Origin of the sequence: Thalassotalea euphylliae (assembly GCF_003390375.1) — a bacterium.
Taxonomy (GTDB): Bacteria; Pseudomonadota; Gammaproteobacteria; order Enterobacterales; family Alteromonadaceae; genus Thalassotalea_F; species Thalassotalea_F euphylliae_A.
The window spans coordinates 3,221,307-3,242,629 of sequence record NZ_QUOT01000001.1; the positions used below are offsets into that span (position 1 = coordinate 3,221,307).

Sequence of the window (21,323 nt, forward strand, 5' to 3'; positions counted from 1 at the left end):
TCAAAACACTGCAATATCAATCCCCCCAATTTGGGACATATGCAAAAAAGAGCGAAGTTCATTTAAAACTTGGCTCTTTTTTGTATTTATCGCTAGCTATTTTCCATCCGTATTAACAGGCCCTAATAAACACTACACTTTAGCACTGCCATGAGCACCTTGCTCGGTTAGCTCGAATGGCGTTTTACAGCTAAACAATGAAAATGCAGCAGGCACAAAATAGAACGACAACAAGGTCGTTAGCACAGTACCGCCGGCAATCGCGATAGCAAATGGCGGCCAAAAACCCCCACCTGCCAATATTAACGGCAGGAAACCACCAACCGTCGTAATGGTTGTCGAGGTGATATGCCGAGTACAATTTTGCACACCTTTAACAATGGCTTGTTTATCTCCTTGAACGGCAAGTGGATCTGCTTTGAGCTCAGCAATAATAACAATAGCTGCATTGATGGCGAGGCCCATCAAACCCAATAAACCAATAATTACCGTAAAGCCAAATGGGTGATTAAATAGGTAAACACTTAATAAGCCTAAGCCAATCGATTGGAAGGCTGTGAGAAAAATAATAGCGCTGATTCTAAATGAGTTGAACGACAGCACTACCACAGTCACTAGCAAGGTAAGGATAACGCCAATACTCGCGAGTAGTTTGCCAACGGCCGTATCGCGCTCTGCAGATTCTCCACCAACTTCAATACGATAGCCACTTGGAATATTAAAATTGGCATCGGCCATATTTTGTTGAACGCGATTTAGCACCACAGAGGGCAATATACCTGCGCGTAAATAGCCTTCGATGACATTAACACGCATCCCGTCACGATGTGGAATAGCGCCACGTGAAGGCTTAATTTTTAGCTCAGACAGGGCTGTTAGCGGGACCATGGCAGTACCATTAGCCGCAAGTAAATTAACATTAGCAACATCAACTAACTCGTTACGTGCATCATTGCTAATGCGTACGCGCACAGGAATAGATTCTGTTGCCTCAATAACTGAGCCATTGACTAAGCCAGATAACGATTGGCTCATTTGCTGGGCAATATCGACCAAGTTTAAACCTGTTAATGCTGCCGCATACTCGTCGGTTTGCACCCATACCTTTGGTGTGCCTGGTTGCAATGTTGCGCGGGTGTGAACAACATCTTCTGTTGCCATCATAATTCGGCGTACTTCATCGCCAATGGTTTTGAGCGTGTCTAAGTTTGGTCCGAAAATACGCAGTTCAACAGGGGCATTGAACGGTGGCCCTTGCTCAAGTTTACGCAGCAAAATTTGTGCACCGGGAAACATGTCGTCAAGCTCTCGCTGAATAACGGGAATCAGTCTATTCGCGGCTTTAAAATCAACAGCGGTGATCATTCCTTGGGCATAGTTTTGCAGTCCGTCTTTATTGGGGATCATGTTGTAGTAAAACGACGGTGCATTCTTGCCGATAAACCAGCGTACTTTGTCGATACCATCAAGTTGATATAGGTATTGGCTGACTTGTTCTGCTTTAGCGCGAGTGTTATCGATACTGCTTTGTGCGGGCATAAAGAGCTCAATTTGAAACATATCCCGATCCGAAGGCGGGAAAAATTGCTCTGTTAAATGTTGCGCCGCAATAAAGCCAAATAGCGGTAAACAAAACACGGTAATAACCGCTGTCCGGCGATAGTTGAGGGCAAGGTTGACACTTTTTTCAAATGCTTTGCTAAGATGCGTTAATTTTATACCTGAGTTGTACCAAACGTGTTTATCGCCCGTTTTCTTCGCGACAAAACGACCGGCAAGGCCAGCAACGATAGTGTGAGAAATAATATAAGAGCCTATCAGTGAAAAGATCACACTTAGCGCAATACCGCCGACAAACTCGCCAGCTGGCCCTGGCATGAGTACGACAGGCATAAAGGCTAATATTGTGGTTACGGTTGAGCCTAATAACGGCAGCCATAAGTGTTTAACGGCGTAAGCAACACTGTCTAGGCGTCGCATACCTTGCTGGCGTTTAAATTGGATCGTATCCGTCATTACAATCGCGTTATCAACCATAATGCCTAATGCCACAACTAAGCCGGTTACCGACATTTGATGGATCGGCAAACCATATATATTCATGACAGCGAGCGTGAAAAATACGGTTAATGGCAATGAGGTTGCAACAATTGCTGCGCTGCGCCAACCCAGGGTAACCAGCAATACTAAGGAGATAAGCACAAAGCCTAGCGCAATATTGCTGACCAATTCGCCTAGGCGAGTTTCCGTGTAGGTGTTTTGATCGAAGAGCACTTCTAGCTCAATTGAGGACGGTAGCTTAGCTTTATATTCTGCAAGCGCTGCTTCTACTTCTTTAGTCCACTTATCGATGCGTAAGTCAGGCAGCATTCGTGTGGCGACAACCAGCGACGCTTGGTTATTTACTAATGTAATTTCACGAGCTGGCCAAGTCAGCGTTTTATCAACTTCAGCAATATCTCCTAAGGTGATTAAGCCGCCGTGCTCATTCGTTTTTAAGGGAATATTGCGTATTCGCTCAACAGTTTCCAGTGCTCCCGTTAGCTCTACTTGCATTTGATTGTTAGTGTTAACCAGTTGACCTGCTGCGACTTTGGCATCTGCCATCAGTATTTTTTGAGAAATTTGCGCAGAGCTTAGTTTAAGTTGAGCACTTTTATTGTCATCAACTTCAACTAGGATTTCTTCCTCCCCCTGTCCGAATATTGTGACGATATCGGTGCCAGGGATAAGCCTTAAGCGGTTTTGTAAATCATTAGCGTAGCGGCCTAGGCTGGCAATGTCAGGCTCGCCTTGTTGTTGCCAGTTTAACGCGATGAGCTGGGTATAGGCGTACCCTCGATCGTCTTCTAACGTTGGCGAGAGCGAGCCTTTAGGTAATTCAGGTTCAACTTCCGCAATTAAATCGCGAATTCGAGACCATATTGGGCGGGTATTGACAATCTCATCTTTAAGTTTGATTTGAACAACGGAAAGGCTTGGCCTAGATGTTGAGGTAATGAGGTCAATTTCAGGTATTTTCCTCAGTTTTTGTTCGATTTTTTCAGTAATCAGCACCTCAATCCGCTCGGCACTTGCGCCAGGCATTTGGGTCAACACGCTGGCGTTACGGTTTTCAATATGCGGGTCTTCGGTTCTCGGTAACGTGGAAAGTGCGCCAAGGCCCGAAACAATCAATAAGGCAATAACCAAGGACATTACGCGGCCATTGCGAACAAATGAACGGATCATTGCTCAGCTCCAGCAGCTCTAACTACTTGGCCCGGTACAAAGCGATGAAGGCCTTCCTCGATAATGGCTATCTTAGTTTCATCTAGGCCAGTGATGTAAGCCATCGAATCTGTTGTATGCACAACATTGACTGTATATGGCTTGATGACAAAGTGGCTGTTTTGCTCAACTGCCGCATAGATATTCCATTGACCTCTAACCCCATCGGTAATGGCAGTAAGTGGCAGCCAATAACCTGCTTGAGCAATTTCTTGCTTGATGGCAACACGGGTAATTAAACCGCTGACGTTTTGCTGGGCTTGGTCAAGCACTAAACGGATATTAACAGTTCGAGTGGTTGGATTGATTTGTTGCCCTATGGCTTTAATTGTGGCGGTATTTTGTTGTTGGGCGATGGTGACAGGTAACTGTTCACCAAGCGTTAAACTGGCAGCAACTTTGGCGGGTACGCCGATGGTGATCTCTTGCTGGCTTTGTTTGAATACGGTAAAAGCTGGCGAGCCTGGACTGACTAATTCACCTTGAGAAACAATACGTTCGTTGACAATGCCATCATAAGGGGCGCGTAACTCGGCTTTTGCGATTTGGTAACTCAAGGCATCGTAAGAGGCTACTAAGGCATCCTTATTTGCCGTTAGCACGCCATACTGCGCTTCTAGCTCGTCTATGTTTTGCTCGGACGCATATTGTTTACTGATTAGGGATTTAACTCTTGCCAAGTTTGCTTGGTTCAAGGTGAGTTGCGCCTCAACTTGCGCGATTTGTGCTTTGAGCTCGTAGGCGCGAATATTAAGCAGTTCAACATCGAGACTGGCAAGTAATTCGCCGGCTTTAATGGCATCACCACTGTCTTTAATCACTTCAGTAACGCGACCGCCAAACTCAAAACTTAGCCTGGTTTGTTGCTTAGCGGCAATTTCGCCGATGTACTCGCGGGTAATGGTATAGCTAGTTTGTTGGTTGATTTGCTCGATGCTTGCGGCGTGAAGGTAAGGGGTATCGTCTGTCTGGCCAACAGCCTGCTCTGAGCAAGAGGTAACACTAACGCTCACTGTTATTGCAATGGCTAATTTCTGCCAAATGTTTAGTTTCAACCAAGTGCTAGCTGAATTAGCGTTATTCATAACCATCCTTATCCATATACATTTTGCCACTAACTGGCATTTGCTAATAAATTAGTCTTTACTGGACTGCCCAGTCTATTCAGTCTAGATGAAGTGTACTGGACTGTCTAGTCTACTTTAGCTACAGTATTATTAATGTTTCACTTTGCACATTAACGCTATGCAAATAAACACCACGCAAATAAAGGCAATGCAAACAAACTTTAAGTATAACGGCACGCACGATGACTAAACCTCGCAGTCGAAACCGAACTAAGCAGCAACAAATTCTTAATGCTGCCACTGAGCTATTCACTGAGCAGGGCTATCATGCCACGAGTATGGCGCTCATCGCGCAACATGCAAATGTGTCTAAACAAACAGTCTATAGCCATTTTGGCTCAAAAGAGGAATTGTTTGCTGCTGCCATTGAACAAAAGTGTGATACCTCAGGCTTGCTAGACATTAACCACATCGACTTGTCAGATCCCAAAGCCGCTTTACTTGCCGTTGCAAAGCGATTTTTTCTTATGGTTACGTCAAAAGAGGCACTTGCCGTTCACAAAATTTGTGCTTATGAATCAAAAAAGTACCCACAATTATCAGAACTCTTCTACCAGGCTGGCCCAGAGCGCTTAACGGCAGATGTCGCAAAACTGTTAGCAGAGCTCAATGCGCGTCAGTTGATCAGTATTAAAGCACCTCACACAGCGGCGGTGCAGTTCTTACTGCTGATGAAAGGTGAAGCTTGGGGGCGCGTTGAATTTAATACGCCTAAGCAGCTTTCTAACGCAGAAATTGATGAATATTTATCTGACAGTGTAGATTTCTTTTTACGTGGCTATAGCTCAGAATAAACTGCGATAACCTTGCTTTAATAATTCACAATATTCAGGGTTACATTCGCTTCACATTTTGCTATAACGCTGTCATTAAAATTATTCTAATCGTTTTAAAGGATTCTTTATGCCTGCACCTGTTAGGCCGCTCAACGCTGTTGACCACGGTAAAGTAAAAATTAACCCATCACGTCATTTTGCTCACGTTGAAAAAGAGCAAATTGTGCCACTTATCGTTCACGAATTTGCTAGCACGGCTGCGGAAATGCCAATTGTATTCGTGAAAAACTCTGAAACAGGTGAGTTTACACCAGTGGCAATATTAGGCTTTGAACAAGGTGAAAACTTGTTTTATGGCCAACAATGGCTTGCGAGCTATGCACCAGCGGTAATCATGCACCATCCGTTTGCGTTGATGCCTGCACAAGATAACCCAGAGCAAATGCAATTGGTTATTTCAGAAACTGATGAAGTGCTTAATGGCACTGAAGGTGAAGCGTTGTTTACTGAGGCTGGTGAAGAAACCCAATATTTAGAGCAGCGTAAAAATGCATTAGGCAAGTACTTTGAAAATACTTTTATTACTAAAGGATTTGTTAATTTCCTAGTAGAGAAAGCGTTGATCGTTGAGCAAACGCTGAATCTAGAAGTAAACGGTCAAAAACGTCAGTTAAATGGAATTCACCTAATTGATGAGAAAAAGCTTAATGCCCTACCTGATGAAGACTTCTTAGAAATGAAAAAGCGCGGTTACCTATCACCGATTTACGCGCACCTATTGTCAATGCAGCAGTTTAATAACTTAGCGAAATTGAAAAACAAAACAGCGTAATTGTTGTTCGAACAATTAGTAAAAAAACCGGCTAAATGCCGGTTTTTTTTTATTGGGTGAATAGTTGGGTGAATAGTTGGGTGAATTGTCGACTAAATTGTCGAGCGAATTGTGATTCCCGACAGAGCTTAATTCGAATTCTCTAACTGCTTGCCACTATAGCTAGGCTTTTGGTGCATAGTGCCAGCTGCGTCAGCCAGCTCTTTTGGCATGTAGTTCTCGTCATGCTTTGCTAAAACCTCAGAGGCCTGAATAATAAAACCATCGGTTAGTACGCCGTTGGCAACAATACCTTGTCCCTCACGGAACAAGTCAGGCAAGATACCATCGTACTTAACGGTGATCATAGGGTCATTCGCATCAAAGCTAATCGGCATTTTCATATCAGCGAGTCTAAAGGTGACTTTTAAGCTGTCAGGATCACGATTAACTGTTTCTGGTACGACTAAGCCACCCACACGAAGTCGCTGACCGATTTGTGCTTTTAAGCCTGTATCTTCTTTGCCATAATGGATTTCAGAAGGTTTATAAAATAAATCGATATTTTGGCTAAGCGCGTACAGAATTAGCCCTGCGACGACACCTAATCCTGATAAAACGGCGACAACGATGGTTAATCGTTTTTTCCTTCTAGGATTCATGCGTTACCTCTTTATTACCTTTTTTATTGCCGGAGCTTAGCTTTTTGCCTGTTGGGCTGCTTGTTGCTCAGCGGCAAGTTTTAATTTTTGTTCACGTTTAATTTGGCTAGCAATTTGCCCTTTAATTGCTTTGCTCGCTTTGAGACTGCTAACAATTAACAGCAAAAATAGCACGATTGATGCGCCATAGCTTAACCAAACAAAAAAGCCATAGCCACCCATATCGAGAAAGGCAGAAAAACTGTCAAATTGCATTAGTTACCTCCGGCGTTTGCTTGCTTGTTAGTTGCAAGGTGAGGTGCATTGTCATCACCTGTCACGAGCGTGCGTACCCAAGGGCGCATTTTATTGCGTGACAGTACTTCGGTTTGAAAGCGAATACAGGCGATGTAGCCAGCTAAACAGCCAAACCCAAAGAAGCACAGCAAAAATGGCCAGTACATTTCAGGTGCCATGGCTGGCATACCGAGTTTAGAAACTGTTGCACCTTGGTGTAGGGTGTTCCACCATTCAACCGAATACTTGATGATTGGAATATTAATCACACCTACCAGTGACAGTATACCTGCGGCTTTACCCGCCATTTGCTTGTCATCGAAAGCGTTGTGCAATGCGATAACGCCCAAGTACAAAAATAATAAAATAAGCTCTGATGTTAGGCGCGCATCCCATACCCACCAAGTGCCCCACATAGGCTTACCCCATGCGGCACCGGTTAACAATGCGATTGCAGTAAACACTGCGCCAATAGGTGCCAGTGCCGCCGCAGAGGCGTCGGCCAGTTTTACCTGCCAAACTAAGCTAGAAAGTGCCGCAATGGCCATAGCAACGTACAAGCTCATTGAGAGGATTGCACTGGGTACATGCACGTAGAAAATACGAAAGCTATCACCTTGTTGGTAGTCTGCCGGTGCAAACAATAGTGCCCAAACTAGACCAGTACTCAGCAGTACAATGCTAGCTAAACCAAACCAAGGTTTAATTTTTTCAGTGAAGTGGTATGACACTTCAGGGTTAGCGTATGGGTGTAACCATTTCCACATTTAGTTAGTACTCACTTTTAAGGCGGCTCCAACGGCAAAAGGTGCAAGCGTTAGTGAACCAAAAAACAGCGCGGCAATTATAGCAAGTTGTCCATTGTAGGGTAAGCTTAAGCTCGCAGTATCAATGGCACTGGTGGCAAAAATGAGCACCGGAATATAAAGCGGTAGCACAATCAAACTCAGTAACACCCCACCTTTTTTAATGCCCACGGTTAGTGCTGCACCAATTGCGCCAATAAAACTTAATACGGGCGTTCCCAACAATAGGGTTAGCATTAAAGCAGAATAACTTTGCTCGGGTAAATGCAGTAATACCGCCAATAGTGGCGCAATTAAAATGAGCGGTAAGCCTGTTAACAGCCAATGCGCGCAAATTTTTGCCAAGGTAAAAATAAATAGCGGCTGTGGGCTGATCAGCATTTGCTCTAGTGACCCGTCGCTGTGATCGGCTTTAAACAAACGATCGAGTGAGAGTAGCGTTGCCAATAATGCCGATACCCAAATAATCCCCGGTGCTATTTTCGCCAGTGTATTGGGCTGTGGACCTATACCCAGCGGGAAAAGAGTGATCACAATGATAAAAAACAACAGCGGGTTAATCATTTCGTCCTTATGACGAAAGGCAATAATGAGATCGCGTTTTAGCGTTAACATAAATGCTTGGCGGTATGACAATGCCCCTGCTTGGCGATTCGATGCGTTTGTCATATCAAAATAACCTATAACTGAGTTCGATAGTTTTAACCAAGGCAGGATCAATCGCTAAATCTTGGTGTGTCGTTAATATCACACAGCCACCTGCTTTTGCATGAGCAACAAACAGAGCTTCGAGTGCGGCAACGCCTTGTTTATCAATGGCGGTAAACGGCTCGTCTAAAATCCAGACTTTGGCTTTGTTTTGCCATAACCTCGCCAATGCGATACGACGATGCTGGCCAGCACTTAAATGCGATGCGTAACAGTCTTCAAAACCCAATAGGTTAACGTTTGATAACGTTTCTTCAGCGAGCTCTGGATCTTCACCATTGAGCGCTAAATTAAAGGCTAAGTTCTCTTGCGCGCTAAGCTCAGCTTTAACACCCGGCATATGGCCTAAATAAAGCAAATCTTGGCAGTAAACTTCAGGTTGCTCGTGAATCGAGAGAGTTTTATAAAAAATATCGCCTTCAAATGGCATAGACAAACCAGCGAGAATACGCAGTAAGCTGGTTTTTCCGGCGCCGTTAGGGCCAGCCACCTGCACAATTTCTCCTGGCTGGATGGCGAAAGATAGGTGCTCGAACAGCACGCGATCTTCACGAATGCAGGTTAATTGCTTGGCTTGGATCAAAGATGGTGTGTCAGACAAGATAACTTCAGCAGGTTAGGGCGAGGTACAACTTTTTTGGCCAATTCGCCGTAATTGATAACGAGCGTTAATCATACTACAAATTGGCGCCGACAAAACAGTCTGACATACGATGAGTCTCGCTTTTGTTGTGTTAAATCATAAAAGCATGCGATTAGTTGCGAATTGTTACGGTGAAAAAGCTGAAATAAAGCAAAATTTAATGGTAAAATCGCCGGGTTTTTCAACGGCATGAAAGCGCATTATTCGCTGTTTATAGACACATAAATTATGCGGGTATTATTGGTTTAACGTGATTTAGCGCATTTACACCGCGGTAGGTGTTAACAAGTCAGTGCTGAGAAATTATTACAGAGCTTGGAGTTATACATGATCCCAGAACTTGGGCATTTTTCCCTGATCATCGCCATGGCGTTTGCCATGTGTTTGTCAGTAGTTCCGTTAATCGGTGTCTACGCTAACCAGCCAAAATTGGCAGCCTATGCCAAACCCCTTACTTTTGGTATGTTCATTTTTACTGCAATCAGTATTTTTATTCTCGGTTATAGCTTTGTAGTTGATGACTTCTCTGTGCGTTACATTGCCAGTCATTCCAATAGTTTACTGCCTTATTATTTTAAAATTAGCGCGGTTTGGGGCGGCCATGAAGGCTCCTTACTGCTTTGGGTATTTTCATTAACCGCCTGGACCATGGCAGTTGCGGTATACAGCAAAAACATTGAACAGGCGTTTATCGCACGCGTTTTAGCAGTGATGGGGATGATTGCGGTAGGTTTTATGGCGTTTACGCTATTAACGTCTAACCCGTTTGAACGTTTATGGCCGAATGTTCCGATGGAAGGGCGCGACCTTAACCCACTACTGCAAGACATTGGCCTTATCCTTCATCCGCCAATGCTTTACCTAGGGTACGTTGGTTTCTCGGTTGCCTTTGCCTTTGCGGTTGCCGCTTTGATGTCAGGTAAGATGGATGCGGCTTGGGCGCGTTGGTCTCGCCCATGGACAGTGGGTGCTTGGATTTTCTTAACACTTGGCATTGCGCTAGGTAGCTGGTGGGCCTATTACGAGCTTGGCTGGGGCGGCTGGTGGTTTTGGGATCCAGTAGAAAACGCGTCGTTTATGCCTTGGCTGGTCGGTACTGCATTGATCCACTCACTAGCGGTAACAGAAAAGCGCGGCACATTTAGAAACTGGACCGTGCTGTTAGCCATTTTCGCGTTTAGCTTAAGCTTATTAGGCACCTTTATTGTTCGCTCTGGTGTGATTACTTCGGTGCATTCATTTGCCGCTGACCCAACGCGTGGTGCCTTCATCCTGCTATTACTTGCCATTGCAGTGGGTAGCTCGTTAACGCTATATGCGTTTCGTGCCAGCAATGTGCAAAGCTTCTCACGTTTCTCTTTTTACTCTCGCGAAACCGCTTTACTCGCCGCTAATGTGATTTTGGTGACATCAGCGGTAACGGTAATGCTTGGTACCTTATACCCATTATTTATCGATGCGATGGGACTAGGGAAAATATCAGTAGGGCCACCGTACTTTAACGCGGTATTTGTGCCTATGATGTGCTTGCTGTTTGTCGTAATGGGCATTGGGCCGCTAATTCGCTGGAAAAAAGCTAAACAAGGCGAGTTACGCAAACAACTTAACCCAATCACTGTATTGAGTGTGCTGGTTGGTTTGGCCTTCCCATTTGTCTACGGTGGCAGTTTTGATTGGTTAGTCAGTCTAGGGATTGGTTTGGCGATGTGGGTGGCTTGTGTAGTGATCAAAGAAGCCATTAATCAGAAGCAAAAAACGGGCAAACTCACTATGAGCCAACTGGGCATGACGCTTGCTCACTTTGGTATCGCAGTAACCATTGTTGGTGTTACCTTAGTATCTGTTTATGAAACCGAAACCAACGTGCGAATGGTAGCTGGTGAAAAAGTAACGATTGACGGTTACACCATTGCTTTTAATGGTATCAAACCAGTTAAAGGGCCAAACTACTCGGCTGAACAAGGTCAGCTAGAAGTTTATCAAGGTGATGACTTTGTTGCTTTATTGCAGCCTGAGCGTCGTACTTACTTGGTACAAACGATGGGCATGACCGAAGCGGCGATTGACCCAGGTTTGACGCGCGATGTCTATTTAGCGCTAGGCGACCCTCTGGGCGATGGTGCTTGGGCGATTCGCGTGCATATTAAGCCATTTGTTCGATGGATTTGGTTAGGCGCGATATTTATGGGGCTCGGTGGTTTTGTTGCTATGATGGACAAACGCTACCGTCAACGCCGTAAACAGCACACAACATCTCGCGCAGATGAAAGTGCACCATTAACTCAGCAAACAGTTTAAGCAGTAGGCCAAGTAGTCAGTATTATGGGAAAAGTTATTCGTTTTTTACCACTCATTGTCTTTATTGCACTGGGTGCAGTGCTTTATCGCGGTTTATTTCTAAAGCCTCAAGAATTGCCATCGGCACTTGTTGGCGAACCCGTACCTGCGTTTAGTTTACCGAGCTTAAAAAATGCAGACACAGTGCTTACGCCAGCCGATTTGTCTGGTGATATTGTGTTGCTAAATGTTTGGGCAACTTGGTGTCCGTCATGTCGCTATGAACATCCTTATTTACTGGATTTAGCGAAAAGCGGCCAAGTGAGCTTATACGGCTTGAACTACAAAGATGAACGCCAAGCTGCACTCAAGTGGTTAGATGATTTAGGCGACCCTTATCTGCTCAATGTCTTTGATGAAGCGGGCAGATTAGGATTAGATTTAGGCGTTTACGCAGCGCCTGAAACCTTTGTGATTGACCACCATGGCATTATTCGTAAACGCTTTGCCGGCCCTGTTGATGCGAAAGTGTGGCAACAAGAATTTGCGTCGCTGGTAAAAACTATTCGCCAAGAGCAAGCGCGAGGAGAATAAGATGTTAACCCGACTATTATGCTTAATCGCTTTACTATTTATCGGTGCAACTAGTGTGTTGGCCATGCCAAGCCAAACCCAAGCGTTTGATGATCCCGTGATGGAAAAGCGCTATCAATCGTTAATCAAAGAGCTGCGCTGCCCGAAATGCCAAAACCAAAACTTGGCTGATTCAAATTCACAAATTGCCGTTGATCTGCGCAATGAAGTGTATGACATGCTTAACCAAGGCAAAGCGGACATGGAAATCACCAGTTATATGGTCGATCGCTACGGTGAGTTCGTTTTATATCGCCCAAAAGTGAATCAGTTGACCTACATTCTGTGGTTTGGTCCAGCGGTTATCTTGTTTATCGGTGTTGTTATTGTTGTGATCGCTGCTCGTCGAAAAGCGGCGAGCAAAAAAGAGCTGAGTTTGTCAGCTGAACAACAACAACAACTTGACGAAATTCTAAAAGAAAAAGATTAATTCATGTTTGAAGTATTAGTTTTAATAGTTGGTTTTATTCTTCTGCTACTAGCCGTTATTTGGTGGCATTTTATTCGCAGCAGCAAACAACAAGCTGTCGCCATGACAGGTGCTCATCGAGAAGACACTAATGTTGCCCTTTACAAAGAGCATAAAGCGGAAATTGAAAAAGACTTTAACGATGGCAAGATTGATGAAGAAAGTCATCAGTACTTATTGGCTGAGCTTGATAAGAGTCTGCTGCAGGATATTGAGCAGAATAAAAAAGCCCAAGCGACTAACGATGCCAGTGTTCAAAAGCTGTCGGTGATTTGGCCTATTGGTTTAAGCCTTTTTGTACTGATGTTCAGCTTAGCCATGTACAGTCAACACGGTGCTTATGAAAGGTTGGCACAGCCAAGAATGGTGGCGAGCAACGATCAGGCACAACAAGCGCAGCAGGAGCAAATGCATGCGCAACTGCAACAATTACAACAAGCCGTAGCCACTGACCCCAACGATGCTGATGCATGGTATGGTTTAGGCCAGTTGTATGTTACTGGTGGTCAATTTCAACTAGCGGTAGAAGCATTTGATAAAGTGATTGCCATTGAAGGGGAACAAGCCGACTTGCTAGGTGCGAAAGCACAAGCGACTTATTATGGTGCAAATCAAACCATTACCCCAGAAGTACAAACATTGATTGATCGCGCCTTAGCATTAGATGCCAATGATCCATCAACGAATATTTTGCTTGGTATGCACAATTTTATGAATCAGTCTTACCAACAGGCGATAAATTACTGGCAAAAAGTTGTTGATGCTGGCCGCCAAACGGTTAATGTCGCAGCGCTAACCGAAGCGATTAATGAAGCGAAGAGCCGTCTTTCACTGACGCAAGGAGAATCAAGTCAAGGTGATGCAGCTATTGGACCTCAGTTAACTTTGTCGGTTGAACTAGATGAAAAATTTGTTGATCAGTTAAACCAAGGTGAAGATAAAGTCGTATTCGTTTACGCAGTGCCCGCCAATGGTGGGCGCATGCCAGTTGCAGCGGTAAAATTGATGGCGTCTGATTTACCAACGCAAGTGGTATTAAATGACGCTCGTGCTATGAGTCCACAAATGACCTTAAGTATGGTAGACACTGTTAATGTCTACGCAGTGGTCTCTCAGCTTGGTGGGGCAGGCATTCAACCGGGTGACTTCAAAGCTGAAGTTAATAACGTTAAGGTGAATACAACAGCGCCTATCGCCGTTAAGATTGATACGTTAGTGCCTTAGGCGTTACCTGTAGGCATTACTTGTAGATTTTATCTGTAGGGCATTGCCAAAAGAATAAGAAATACTGTGCAATTTAGCGCGCATCTATTTTTAAAAGTATGTTTGAGAAGAGACCTGCATGATCGCAGGTCTTTAACTATGGTTAGCGGTATTTGTTATCTTTAACATTAGTTAAAAGGCGGTCGCCAATGCATCGCCGCTAACACAACAGGCAGCGCCAAATACTAATTTGGTAGTAATTCAATCTGGTGTAAATCCAATTTGGCTTACATTCAATCTAGTTAATATATGAGCGCTTACGACAATACATCACTTGTTGTTCATACGTTTATAGACTGTCTGTAACGTTGAACAGCTAACATAATAATTCGATAAGGATATAACGTGAAAAAATTAACGCTTACCTTACTATCTACTATTGCCGGTGTCGCTATGATGGCGCCAGCAGCAAATGCAACAAGCAGTGGTTCAGTAGATGCTAGTGCCAGCAAGTCATCAGCACAATGTGCACCTTTTTTGAATCACAGTTTCCGCAAGCTACATGCTAAAGATCAAGTTGATTTATGTGAGCTTACCGCAGGCAAACCAGTGCTCGTTATCAACACTGCCTCTAACTGTGGTTTTACACCGCAATTTAAAGCATTAGAAGCACTTCACAAGGAATATAAAGATCAAGGCTTAGTGGTCGTTGGCTTTCCGTCAGATGATTTTTTCCAAGAAGAAGACGATGAAAAAGACACCGCTGAAGTATGCTTTGTTAATTACGGGGTAACTTTTACCATGCTACAAACTTCACCAGTGCGTGGCTCAGATGCTAACCCAGTATTCAAGCATTTAGCGGATGAAACTACTGCTCCTAAGTGGAATTTCTACAAATATTTAATTAGTAAAGATGGCAAGCAGGTTAAGCACTTTAATAGTCGTGTTAAACCTGACGAAGCTGAGTTTATTCAAGCAGTGCAAGCTGTATTGTAAGCTCACACTCTTGACCTCTTACAGACAACAAAAGAGATAAGGTAGCTGTATGTCTCGATTCCTCGGGCTCGATAAAAGCATCCACGATAAGCGTTTAAAAACTGGTGTACTATTGGTCAACCTTGGTACACCTGACGCGCCCACGCCAAGCGCTCTGCGCCGCTATTTAAAAGAGTTTTTGTCTGATCCGCGCGTAGTAGAAATTCCACGCTTGGTATGGATGATCATCCTTCATGGCATTATCTTGCGAGTAAGGCCGGCGAAATCTGCCAAACTTTACAAAAGCATTTGGACGAAAGATGGCTCACCATTGTTAGCCATTAGTAAACGCCAAATGGGCAAGGTCAAGCAGCGTCTACATCAAACTTACGGTGAAGATGTGACTGTGGATGCTGCTATGCGCTATGGCAATCCAAGCGTCAGCTCGGTGCTCAAACAAATGCAGCAACGTGGTATCAACAACTTAGTGGTGCTGCCTTTATACCCGCAATATGCAGGCCCAACTACGGCATCTGCTTTTGATGCTGTGGTTAAAGAAATTCAACAATGGCGCTGGATTCCAAGTGTGAACTTCATCGGTTCGTATCACGACCATCCGCTGTATATCAAAGCGCTTGCTAATAGTATTCGTGAGCACTTTGAGCAGCATGGTAAGCCAGATAAGCTTGTGTTGTCTTACCACGGTATGCCTAAGTTGTTCCATGATAATGGTGACCCTTACTACTGCTTCTGCGCGAAAACCACACGCTTATTGGCAGAGGCACTTGAGCTGAGTGAGGATGACTTCGTGATGACCTTTCAGTCGCGCTTTGGCAAAGCAGAATGGCTTAAGCCATACACAGATGCAACGTTGGCAGAGTTAGCACAAAATGGTGATAAGCATGTAGCCATTGTTAGTCCTGCATTTAGTGCTGACTGTTTGGAGACGTTAGAAGAGCTTGAGTCTGAAAATCGTGAAGAGTTTATGGAAGCTGGTGGGGAAACCTATCACTATATTCCAGCGCTTAATGATCGCGACGATCATATTGATGTGCTAGAAGACTTGGTTAAACCGCACATTGTTTAAATTCAACTAAACTCTGAAGCTAAAAAAAGCAGCCAAATGGCTGCTTTTTTTGAATCTGGTATTTAACCTTTACGAATTTGTAAAGATTAAAGAGCTGTTACGTTCTCAGCTTCTGGGCCTTTTTGACCTTGCTTAACGCTGAAAGAAACAGATTGACCGTCAGTTAATGTACGGAAACCTGAACCTTGGATAGCGCTGAAGTGTACGAATACATCTGGGCCATTTTCTTGCTCGATGAAACCAAAGCCTTTCGACTCATTAAAGAATTTTACTTTACCAGTTACTGTGTCTGACATACCTAATTTTCCCGTAGTCAATAAATTTAAATAATGACGTTACCGTCGCTCACGGAGTAAATGCCCTCTACCCAAAAGTACAGACAGAGGAAGGTATATCCATTAACACAAAACGCGTCAGGTGACTTAACTTACTACACAAATAGCTAATTAAAACCTTCATCCGAACGCAAAAACTCAACGCGAACTAAGCTTAACACACGAATTAGCATTAAGCTTGTAAAAAATAAATAAATTATGTTGCAAACAGATGACTAAAAAAAGAAAAGGCCATCACATTCATGTGATGGCCTTGAGGTCTTACCAGATGTGGGCTAGCCCACAAATGCGAAAGCTAATTAAAGCGCTTCAATTTGCGCCTTTTGTTCTAGCATTTTTGCTAGCGTTGACTTTGCTTCTGCAAGCTTCGCTTTTTCTTTTTCGATAACGGCTTCAGGCGCTTTGCCAACGAAGTTTTCGTTGCTTAATTTACCTTTCACGCGTTGTACGTCTTTTTCCAGCTTTTCAATACCTTTGCTTAAACGAGCAAGCTCAGCATCTTTATCAATTAACCCCGCCATTGGGATAAGCACGGTCATTTCGCCGATCACTGCTGATGCGGAAGCTGGGGCTTCGCTAGCATCGTCTAATACCTGAATTGACTCAAGCTTGGCCAGTGAGCTTAAGAACTGCTCATTGTCGTCTAAACGGCGCTGGTCTTCTGCTGATACGTTGGTCAATAGCACTGGCAATGGCTTGCTAGGTGCAATATCCATTTCACCGCGAATATTACGAATGGCAACGATAAACTGCTTCACCCACTCAACATCCGTCAGCGCTTGTTCATCAACTGCGCTTTCGTCAAATTGCGGGAAGCTTTGGACCATAATGCTGTCACCTTTAGCTTCAAACGCAGAAAGCGGTTGAACTGATTGCCACACCGTTTCAGTGATAAATGGCATGATAGGGTGCATTAAGCGTAATAGCGCTTCTAGCGTGTTTACGAGCGTGTAACGTGTACCACGTTGCTGTGCTTCACTGCCTTTGAATAGCACTGGTTTAGTGAGTTCTAAATACCAATCACAGAATTGGTTCCAAGTGAACTCGTAAAGCGCTTGTGAAGCTAGGTCGAAACGGAACGTATTAAACGCTTCGTGCACGGCTTTTACGGTTTGTTGGAATTGGCTAGTGATCCAACGATCCGCTAGTGAGAATTCCATATCGCCGCCTGCCTTACCACAGTCGTGCTCTTCAGTGTTCATTAACACATAGCGGCTAGCATTCCATAACTTATTACAAAAGTTGCGGTAACCGTCTAAACGCTTCATATCCCAATTGATGTCGCGACCTGTTGAAGCAAGTGCTGATAAGGTAAAGCGCAACGCGTCAGTGCCGTGTGCTTCAATGCCTTCTGGGAATTCTTTCTTGGTGCGTTTGGCTATCTTTTCCGCCAGTTGAGGCTGCATCATATTGCCAGTACGTTTGGTCAGCAACTCATCTAATGAAATGCCGTCAATCATATCGATAGGGTCAATAACATTACCTTTCGACTTCGACATCTTGTCGCCATGGTCATCGCGAATGAGACCTGTTACATACACTTGCTTAAACGGTACTTGTGGCCTGCCATCGTCATCTTTGACAAAGTGCATAGTCATCATGATCATACGGGCAACCCAGAAGAAAATGATGTCAAAACCAGTCACTAACACATCAGTAGAGTGGAAGTCTTCTAGCTCTGGCGTTTTCTCAGGCCAACCTAGTGTTGAGAAAGTCCATAGGGCAGATGAGAACCATGTATCTAATACATCATCGTCTTGGCGAAGTGCAACGTCGTCAGCTAAGCCGTTTGTCGCGCGGACTTCCGCTTCATCGCGACCTACGTATACATTGCCGTTGTTGTCGTACCATGCAGGGATTCGATGACCCCACCATAACTGACGTGAAATACACCAGTCTTGAATGTCACGCATCCACGCAAAGTACATGTTTTCGTATTGCTTAGGAACAAATTCAATGTCACCGTTTTCAACGGCTTCAATCGCCGGTTTTGCTAGTGGTGCAACACGTACATACCATTGGTCAGTTAATAGTGGTTCGATAATCACACCTGAACGATCACCGTATGGCGCGACTAAGTCGTGATCTTTAATGCTGTCAAGCAAGCCAAGTTCGTCGAACTTAGCAATAATCGCTTTGCGCGCTTCAAAGCGGTCAAGGCCAACAAATTCAGCTGGTAGGGCAGTATCAAATGCGTCAGAAGGCTCGCCGTTGGTGTCGTAAACTTCAGCTTGGGCAAGTACTGCTGCATCTTTATCAAAGATATTGATCATGGCTAGGCCACAACGTTTACCGACTTCGTTATCGTTAAAGTCGTGCGCTGGTGTGATTTTCACACAACCTGTGCCTTTTTCCATGTCCGCATGCTCGTCGCCAACAATTGGAATGCGACGGCCAACTAATGGCAATTCAACGAATTTGCCAATTAAGTCTTTGTAACGAGGATCTTCTGGGTTAACCGCAACACCCGTGTCACCCAACATGGTTTCTGGGCGAGTGGTCGCGATGACCAAGTGATCTTGACCTTCGCTGGTTGTCGCGCCATCAGCAAGTGGATAGCGTAGGTGCCACATGTGGCCTTTCTTGTCTTTGTTTTCAACTTCAAGATCAGAAATAGCGGTGTGAAGTTTAGGGTCCCAGTTAACTAGGCGCTTACCACGGTAAATTAAATCGTCTTGATAAAGGCGAACAAATACTTCTTGCACCGCATGTGATAAGCCATCATCCATAGTGAAGCGTTCACGTTGCCAGTCTATTGAGTTACCTAGGCGGCGCATTTGCTGGCTGATGTTGCCACCAGATTCTGCTTTCCATTCCCAGATTTTATCAATAAAGGCATCACGGCCGTAATCGTGGCGAGTTTTCTCTTCTTCTGCGCCAATTTTACGCTCAACGACCATTTGCGTCGCAATACCTGCGTGGTCAGTGCCCGACTGCCATAAGGTCTTTTTGCCTTGCATACGTTGAAAACGGATCAAGGTATCCATAATGGTTTGCTGGAAGGCATGACCCATATGCAAGCTACCAGTAACGTTTGGTGGTGGAATAGCAATTGAGTAGCCATCGCCTTCACCTGTTGGGCTAAAGTAGCCTTTTTCTTCCCAGCTTTGGTAAAGCTGCTGTTCGATATCAGAAGGATTAAATGTTTTTTCCATCTTTAAAGTCTGTCTGCGTAAGTTGTGTTCGTAATATGTTGGCATTTGTACTGTGTTAGTTTGCTAAAGCTAACTGCTATGTCTAACTCGCTTGGCCTAATTCGATACGGCGTTCGTGTCGACTTGAAAGCCTAACTGGCGGCAAGCCTTAAAGCGCTCGCGGGCAAGTTGTTTTTCTTGCTCGGGTGCTGGTACAAAGTCCATTACATGTGAAAATTGGTTGGCAAACACAGGCATGTTTTGCGCTAAATTAATTAGCACTGCCCGTCTGCCGCGCGGTGGTTGCCAGCCGATTTCAACTGGCGACCCCTGCTTAGGACCTTCGCCCACTAGGTTGTGTGGTACAAAACTGTCAGGTTCGAACGACCATAACAGTTCATCAACATGATGGGCCAACTGCTGATCTTCGGTGAAAATATACACCTTTTGCTGTTGGCGAAAGTAGTTGGCAGCTAAGCTACAGGCATAATGTAGTCTTGCTTGTTCGCTGCTGCCATCAGGCATCAAATGAAAAACTGCTTGGGTTTGCATTCGTGAGTTAACCTAACGTTTTATTCTGTGTTAAAGCTGACGTATTACTCGCCTTGCTCTGCACCACTTTTGTTTAGTAAAAACTGGGTTAGCATGCTAACCGGGCGACCTGTTGAGCCTTTGTCTTTACCGCCGCTGCGCCATGCTGTACCTGCTATATCTAAATGCGCCCAATGGTACTTCTTAGTAAATTTAGCTAAGAAACAACCAGCAGTAATGGCACCTGCCGCACGACCACCTAAGTTAGTGAAATCGGCAAACGGGCTTTCTAATTGCTCGTGGTAGTCATCCCATAACGGTAAACGCCATGCGCGATCGCCACTTTGATCAGACGCGTTTAGTAACTCATGTGCTAATGGGTTATGGGTACTCATTAGGCCGGTTGCATGTTTACCTAGCGCAACTACACAAGCGCCAGTTAAGGTTGCCACGTCAATCACCGCTTCTGGTTCAAAGCGTTCTACGTAAGTTAATGCATCACATAGCACCAAGCGGCCTTCGGCATCAGTGTTTAACACTTCAACTGTTTGACCTGACATTGTCGTTAAAATATCACCTGGGCGATAAGCATTGGCATCAGGCATATTTTCACAGCCAGCCAATACACCAATGACGTTAATTGGTAGGTCTAATTCCGCTAGTGAATGCATTGCACCTAACACGCCAGCTGCGCCGCCCATGTCGTATTTCATTTCATCCATGGCTTCGCCAGGCTTAATTGAAATACCACCAGAATCAAAGGTTAAACCTTTGCCGACTAGCACAATGGGGGCTTGATCTTCATCACCACCTTGATATTTGATGATACTCATCATGGATTCATTCGCCGAACCGCGACCAACGGCAAGGTAAGAACCCATGCCTAGCTCTTCCATTTGTTTCTCACCAACAACTTCGGTGGTTACTTTGTCGTAGTCGTTCGCTAAGATATTAGCTTGCTCGGCAAGGTAAGCTGGGTTGCAGATATTTGGTGGCATGTTAGCCACATTTTTACAGGTATTGATACCTTCGGCGACACCTAAACCGTGCGTAATGGCTCGTTCACCAATTGGCAATTCGCGGCGCGTTGGTACGTTGAAAACAATTTTACGCAATGGGCGGCGAGGCTCTTCTTTGCGCGTTTTTAAGCTGTTAAAGCTGTATAGGCAGTCTTGTGTTGCTTCAACAGCTTGGCGCACTTTCCAGTAGGTATCGCGGCCCTTAACATGTAACTCAGATAAGAAACATACAGCTTCCATTGAACCTGTTTCATTTAAGGTGTTAATCGTTTTACTGATAATTTGACGGTATTGACGTTCGTCTAATTCACGCTCTTTACCACAACCAACAAGTAGCACGCGCTCACTTAGAATATTTGGCACGTGATGTAGTAAAAGCATTTGGCCTGACTTACCTTCTAAGTCACCGCGGCGCAGTAAGTTACTAATGTAACCTTCACTAATTTCGTCTAGTTGTTCAGCAGTAGCAGATAAACGGCGAGGTTCAAAAACGCCAACAACAATACAGGCGCTGCGTTGTTTTTCTGGGCTACCACTTTTTACACTAAATTCCATGAATTCTCCTACTGGATTGCTTGCGT

The 21,323-nt window shown here is 44.6% G+C and carries 19 protein-coding genes; 8 read left to right on the forward strand and 11 right to left on the reverse strand.

All coding sequences use genetic code 11. From position 1 onward, the window contains the following. Nucleotides 1–132 precede the first annotated feature (132 nt). The gene (locus tag DXX94_RS14195) at nucleotides 133–3,231 is read right to left on the reverse strand and encodes an efflux RND transporter permease subunit (protein WP_116016870.1); all 3,099 of its coding nucleotides are present in this window, start codon (nucleotides 3,229–3,231) and stop codon (nucleotides 133–135) included. Further along, nucleotides 3,228–4,355 carry an efflux RND transporter periplasmic adaptor subunit gene (locus DXX94_RS14200; RefSeq protein ID WP_181901566.1) on the reverse strand — a complete coding sequence of 376 codons (1,128 nt, stop codon included), beginning with the start codon at nucleotides 4,353–4,355 and terminating at the stop codon, nucleotides 3,228–3,230. The genes DXX94_RS14195 and DXX94_RS14200 overlap by 4 nt, the downstream gene beginning before the upstream one ends. 224 nt (nucleotides 4,356–4,579) lie before the next feature. Between DXX94_RS14200 and DXX94_RS14205 the strand changes: the two genes are divergently transcribed. Both DXX94_RS14205 and DXX94_RS14210 read left to right on the forward strand, forming a co-directional pair. Next, nucleotides 4,580–5,191: a TetR/AcrR family transcriptional regulator gene (locus tag DXX94_RS14205; protein ID WP_116016874.1), complete on the forward strand. Its 612-nt coding sequence runs from the start codon at nucleotides 4,580–4,582 to the stop codon at nucleotides 5,189–5,191. A gap of 109 nt (nucleotides 5,192–5,300) precedes the next feature. Then, a complete protein-coding gene (locus tag DXX94_RS14210; protein WP_116016876.1) occupies nucleotides 5,301–6,005 on the forward strand; it encodes a SapC family protein in 705 nt (234 codons plus the stop codon). A 128-nt stretch (nucleotides 6,006–6,133) separates the two neighbouring features. On the opposite strand, the gene ccmE is transcribed toward DXX94_RS14210, so the two are convergent. The 5 genes from ccmE to ccmA are packed head-to-tail and all read right to left on the reverse strand — an operon-like array spanning nucleotide 6,134 to nucleotide 9,037. Further along, nucleotides 6,134–6,646 carry a cytochrome c maturation protein CcmE gene (gene ccmE, locus DXX94_RS14215; protein WP_116016878.1) on the reverse strand — a complete coding sequence of 171 codons (513 nt, stop codon included), beginning with the start codon at nucleotides 6,644–6,646 and terminating at the stop codon, nucleotides 6,134–6,136. A gap of 36 nt (nucleotides 6,647–6,682) precedes the next feature. Continuing rightward, complete coding sequence (ccmD, locus tag DXX94_RS14220) at nucleotides 6,683–6,901, reverse strand: heme exporter protein CcmD (protein ID WP_116001529.1); 219 nt, start codon at nucleotides 6,899–6,901, stop codon at nucleotides 6,683–6,685. Then, a complete protein-coding gene (locus DXX94_RS14225; RefSeq protein WP_116001527.1) occupies nucleotides 6,901–7,689 on the reverse strand; it encodes a heme ABC transporter permease in 789 nt (262 codons plus the stop codon). Before DXX94_RS14225 ends, ccmD begins: the two co-directional genes overlap by 1 nt. Further along, nucleotides 7,690–8,397, reverse strand: coding sequence for a heme exporter protein CcmB (ccmB, locus tag DXX94_RS14230; RefSeq protein WP_116001525.1), 708 nt, complete (start codon nucleotides 8,395–8,397; stop codon nucleotides 7,690–7,692). It lies immediately after the preceding gene. 1 nt (nucleotide 8,398) lies between these two features. After that, on the reverse strand, nucleotides 8,399–9,037 hold the full coding sequence (ccmA, locus tag DXX94_RS14235) for a cytochrome c biogenesis heme-transporting ATPase CcmA (RefSeq protein WP_374188836.1): 639 nt from the start codon (nucleotides 9,035–9,037) through the stop codon (nucleotides 8,399–8,401). Nucleotides 9,038–9,406: 369 nt separating this feature from the next. Between ccmA and DXX94_RS14240 the strand changes: the two genes are divergently transcribed. The 6 genes from DXX94_RS14240 to hemH all read left to right on the forward strand — a co-directional run bounded on the left by DXX94_RS14240 (nucleotide 9,407) and on the right by hemH (nucleotide 15,723). After that, nucleotides 9,407–11,377 (forward strand): heme lyase CcmF/NrfE family subunit, encoded by a 1,971-nt coding sequence (locus DXX94_RS14240; RefSeq protein WP_116016882.1) that lies wholly within the window; start codon nucleotides 9,407–9,409, stop codon nucleotides 11,375–11,377. 24 nt (nucleotides 11,378–11,401) lie between these two features. Further along, entirely contained in the window at nucleotides 11,402–11,950 is a 549-nt protein-coding gene (locus DXX94_RS14245) for a DsbE family thiol:disulfide interchange protein (RefSeq protein WP_116016884.1), read from the forward strand. Between the two features lies 1 nt (nucleotide 11,951). Next, nucleotides 11,952–12,419 (forward strand): cytochrome c-type biogenesis protein, encoded by a 468-nt coding sequence (locus DXX94_RS14250; protein ID WP_116016886.1) that lies wholly within the window; start codon nucleotides 11,952–11,954, stop codon nucleotides 12,417–12,419. 3 nt (nucleotides 12,420–12,422) lie between these two features. Then, the gene (ccmI, locus tag DXX94_RS14255) at nucleotides 12,423–13,682 is read left to right on the forward strand and encodes a c-type cytochrome biogenesis protein CcmI (protein ID WP_116016888.1); all 1,260 of its coding nucleotides are present in this window, start codon (nucleotides 12,423–12,425) and stop codon (nucleotides 13,680–13,682) included. 435 nt (nucleotides 13,683–14,117) lie between these two features. Next, entirely contained in the window at nucleotides 14,118–14,657 is a 540-nt protein-coding gene (locus DXX94_RS14260; protein ID WP_116018549.1) for a glutathione peroxidase, read from the forward strand. A gap of 49 nt (nucleotides 14,658–14,706) precedes the next feature. Continuing rightward, on the forward strand, nucleotides 14,707–15,723 hold the full coding sequence (hemH, locus tag DXX94_RS14265) for a ferrochelatase (RefSeq protein WP_116016890.1): 1,017 nt from the start codon (nucleotides 14,707–14,709) through the stop codon (nucleotides 15,721–15,723). A gap of 86 nt (nucleotides 15,724–15,809) precedes the next feature. Here the strand turns inward: hemH and DXX94_RS14270 are convergent, their stop codons facing one another. The 4 genes from DXX94_RS14270 to pepA all read right to left on the reverse strand — a co-directional run bounded on the left by DXX94_RS14270 (nucleotide 15,810) and on the right by pepA (nucleotide 21,297). Beyond that, a complete protein-coding gene (locus DXX94_RS14270) occupies nucleotides 15,810–16,019 on the reverse strand; it encodes a cold-shock protein (RefSeq protein ID WP_116001511.1) in 210 nt (69 codons plus the stop codon). 338 nt (nucleotides 16,020–16,357) lie between these two features. After that, nucleotides 16,358–19,213, reverse strand: a complete 2,856-nt coding sequence (locus DXX94_RS14275; protein WP_116016892.1) for a valine--tRNA ligase — start codon at nucleotides 19,211–19,213, stop codon at nucleotides 16,358–16,360. A gap of 96 nt (nucleotides 19,214–19,309) precedes the next feature. Then, a complete protein-coding gene (locus DXX94_RS14280) occupies nucleotides 19,310–19,744 on the reverse strand; it encodes a DNA polymerase III subunit chi (RefSeq protein ID WP_116016894.1) in 435 nt (144 codons plus the stop codon). A 44-nt stretch (nucleotides 19,745–19,788) separates the two neighbouring features. Further along, entirely contained in the window at nucleotides 19,789–21,297 is a 1,509-nt protein-coding gene (gene pepA / locus DXX94_RS14285) for a leucyl aminopeptidase (RefSeq protein WP_116016896.1), read from the reverse strand. Nucleotides 21,298–21,323: the final 26 nt, after the last annotated feature.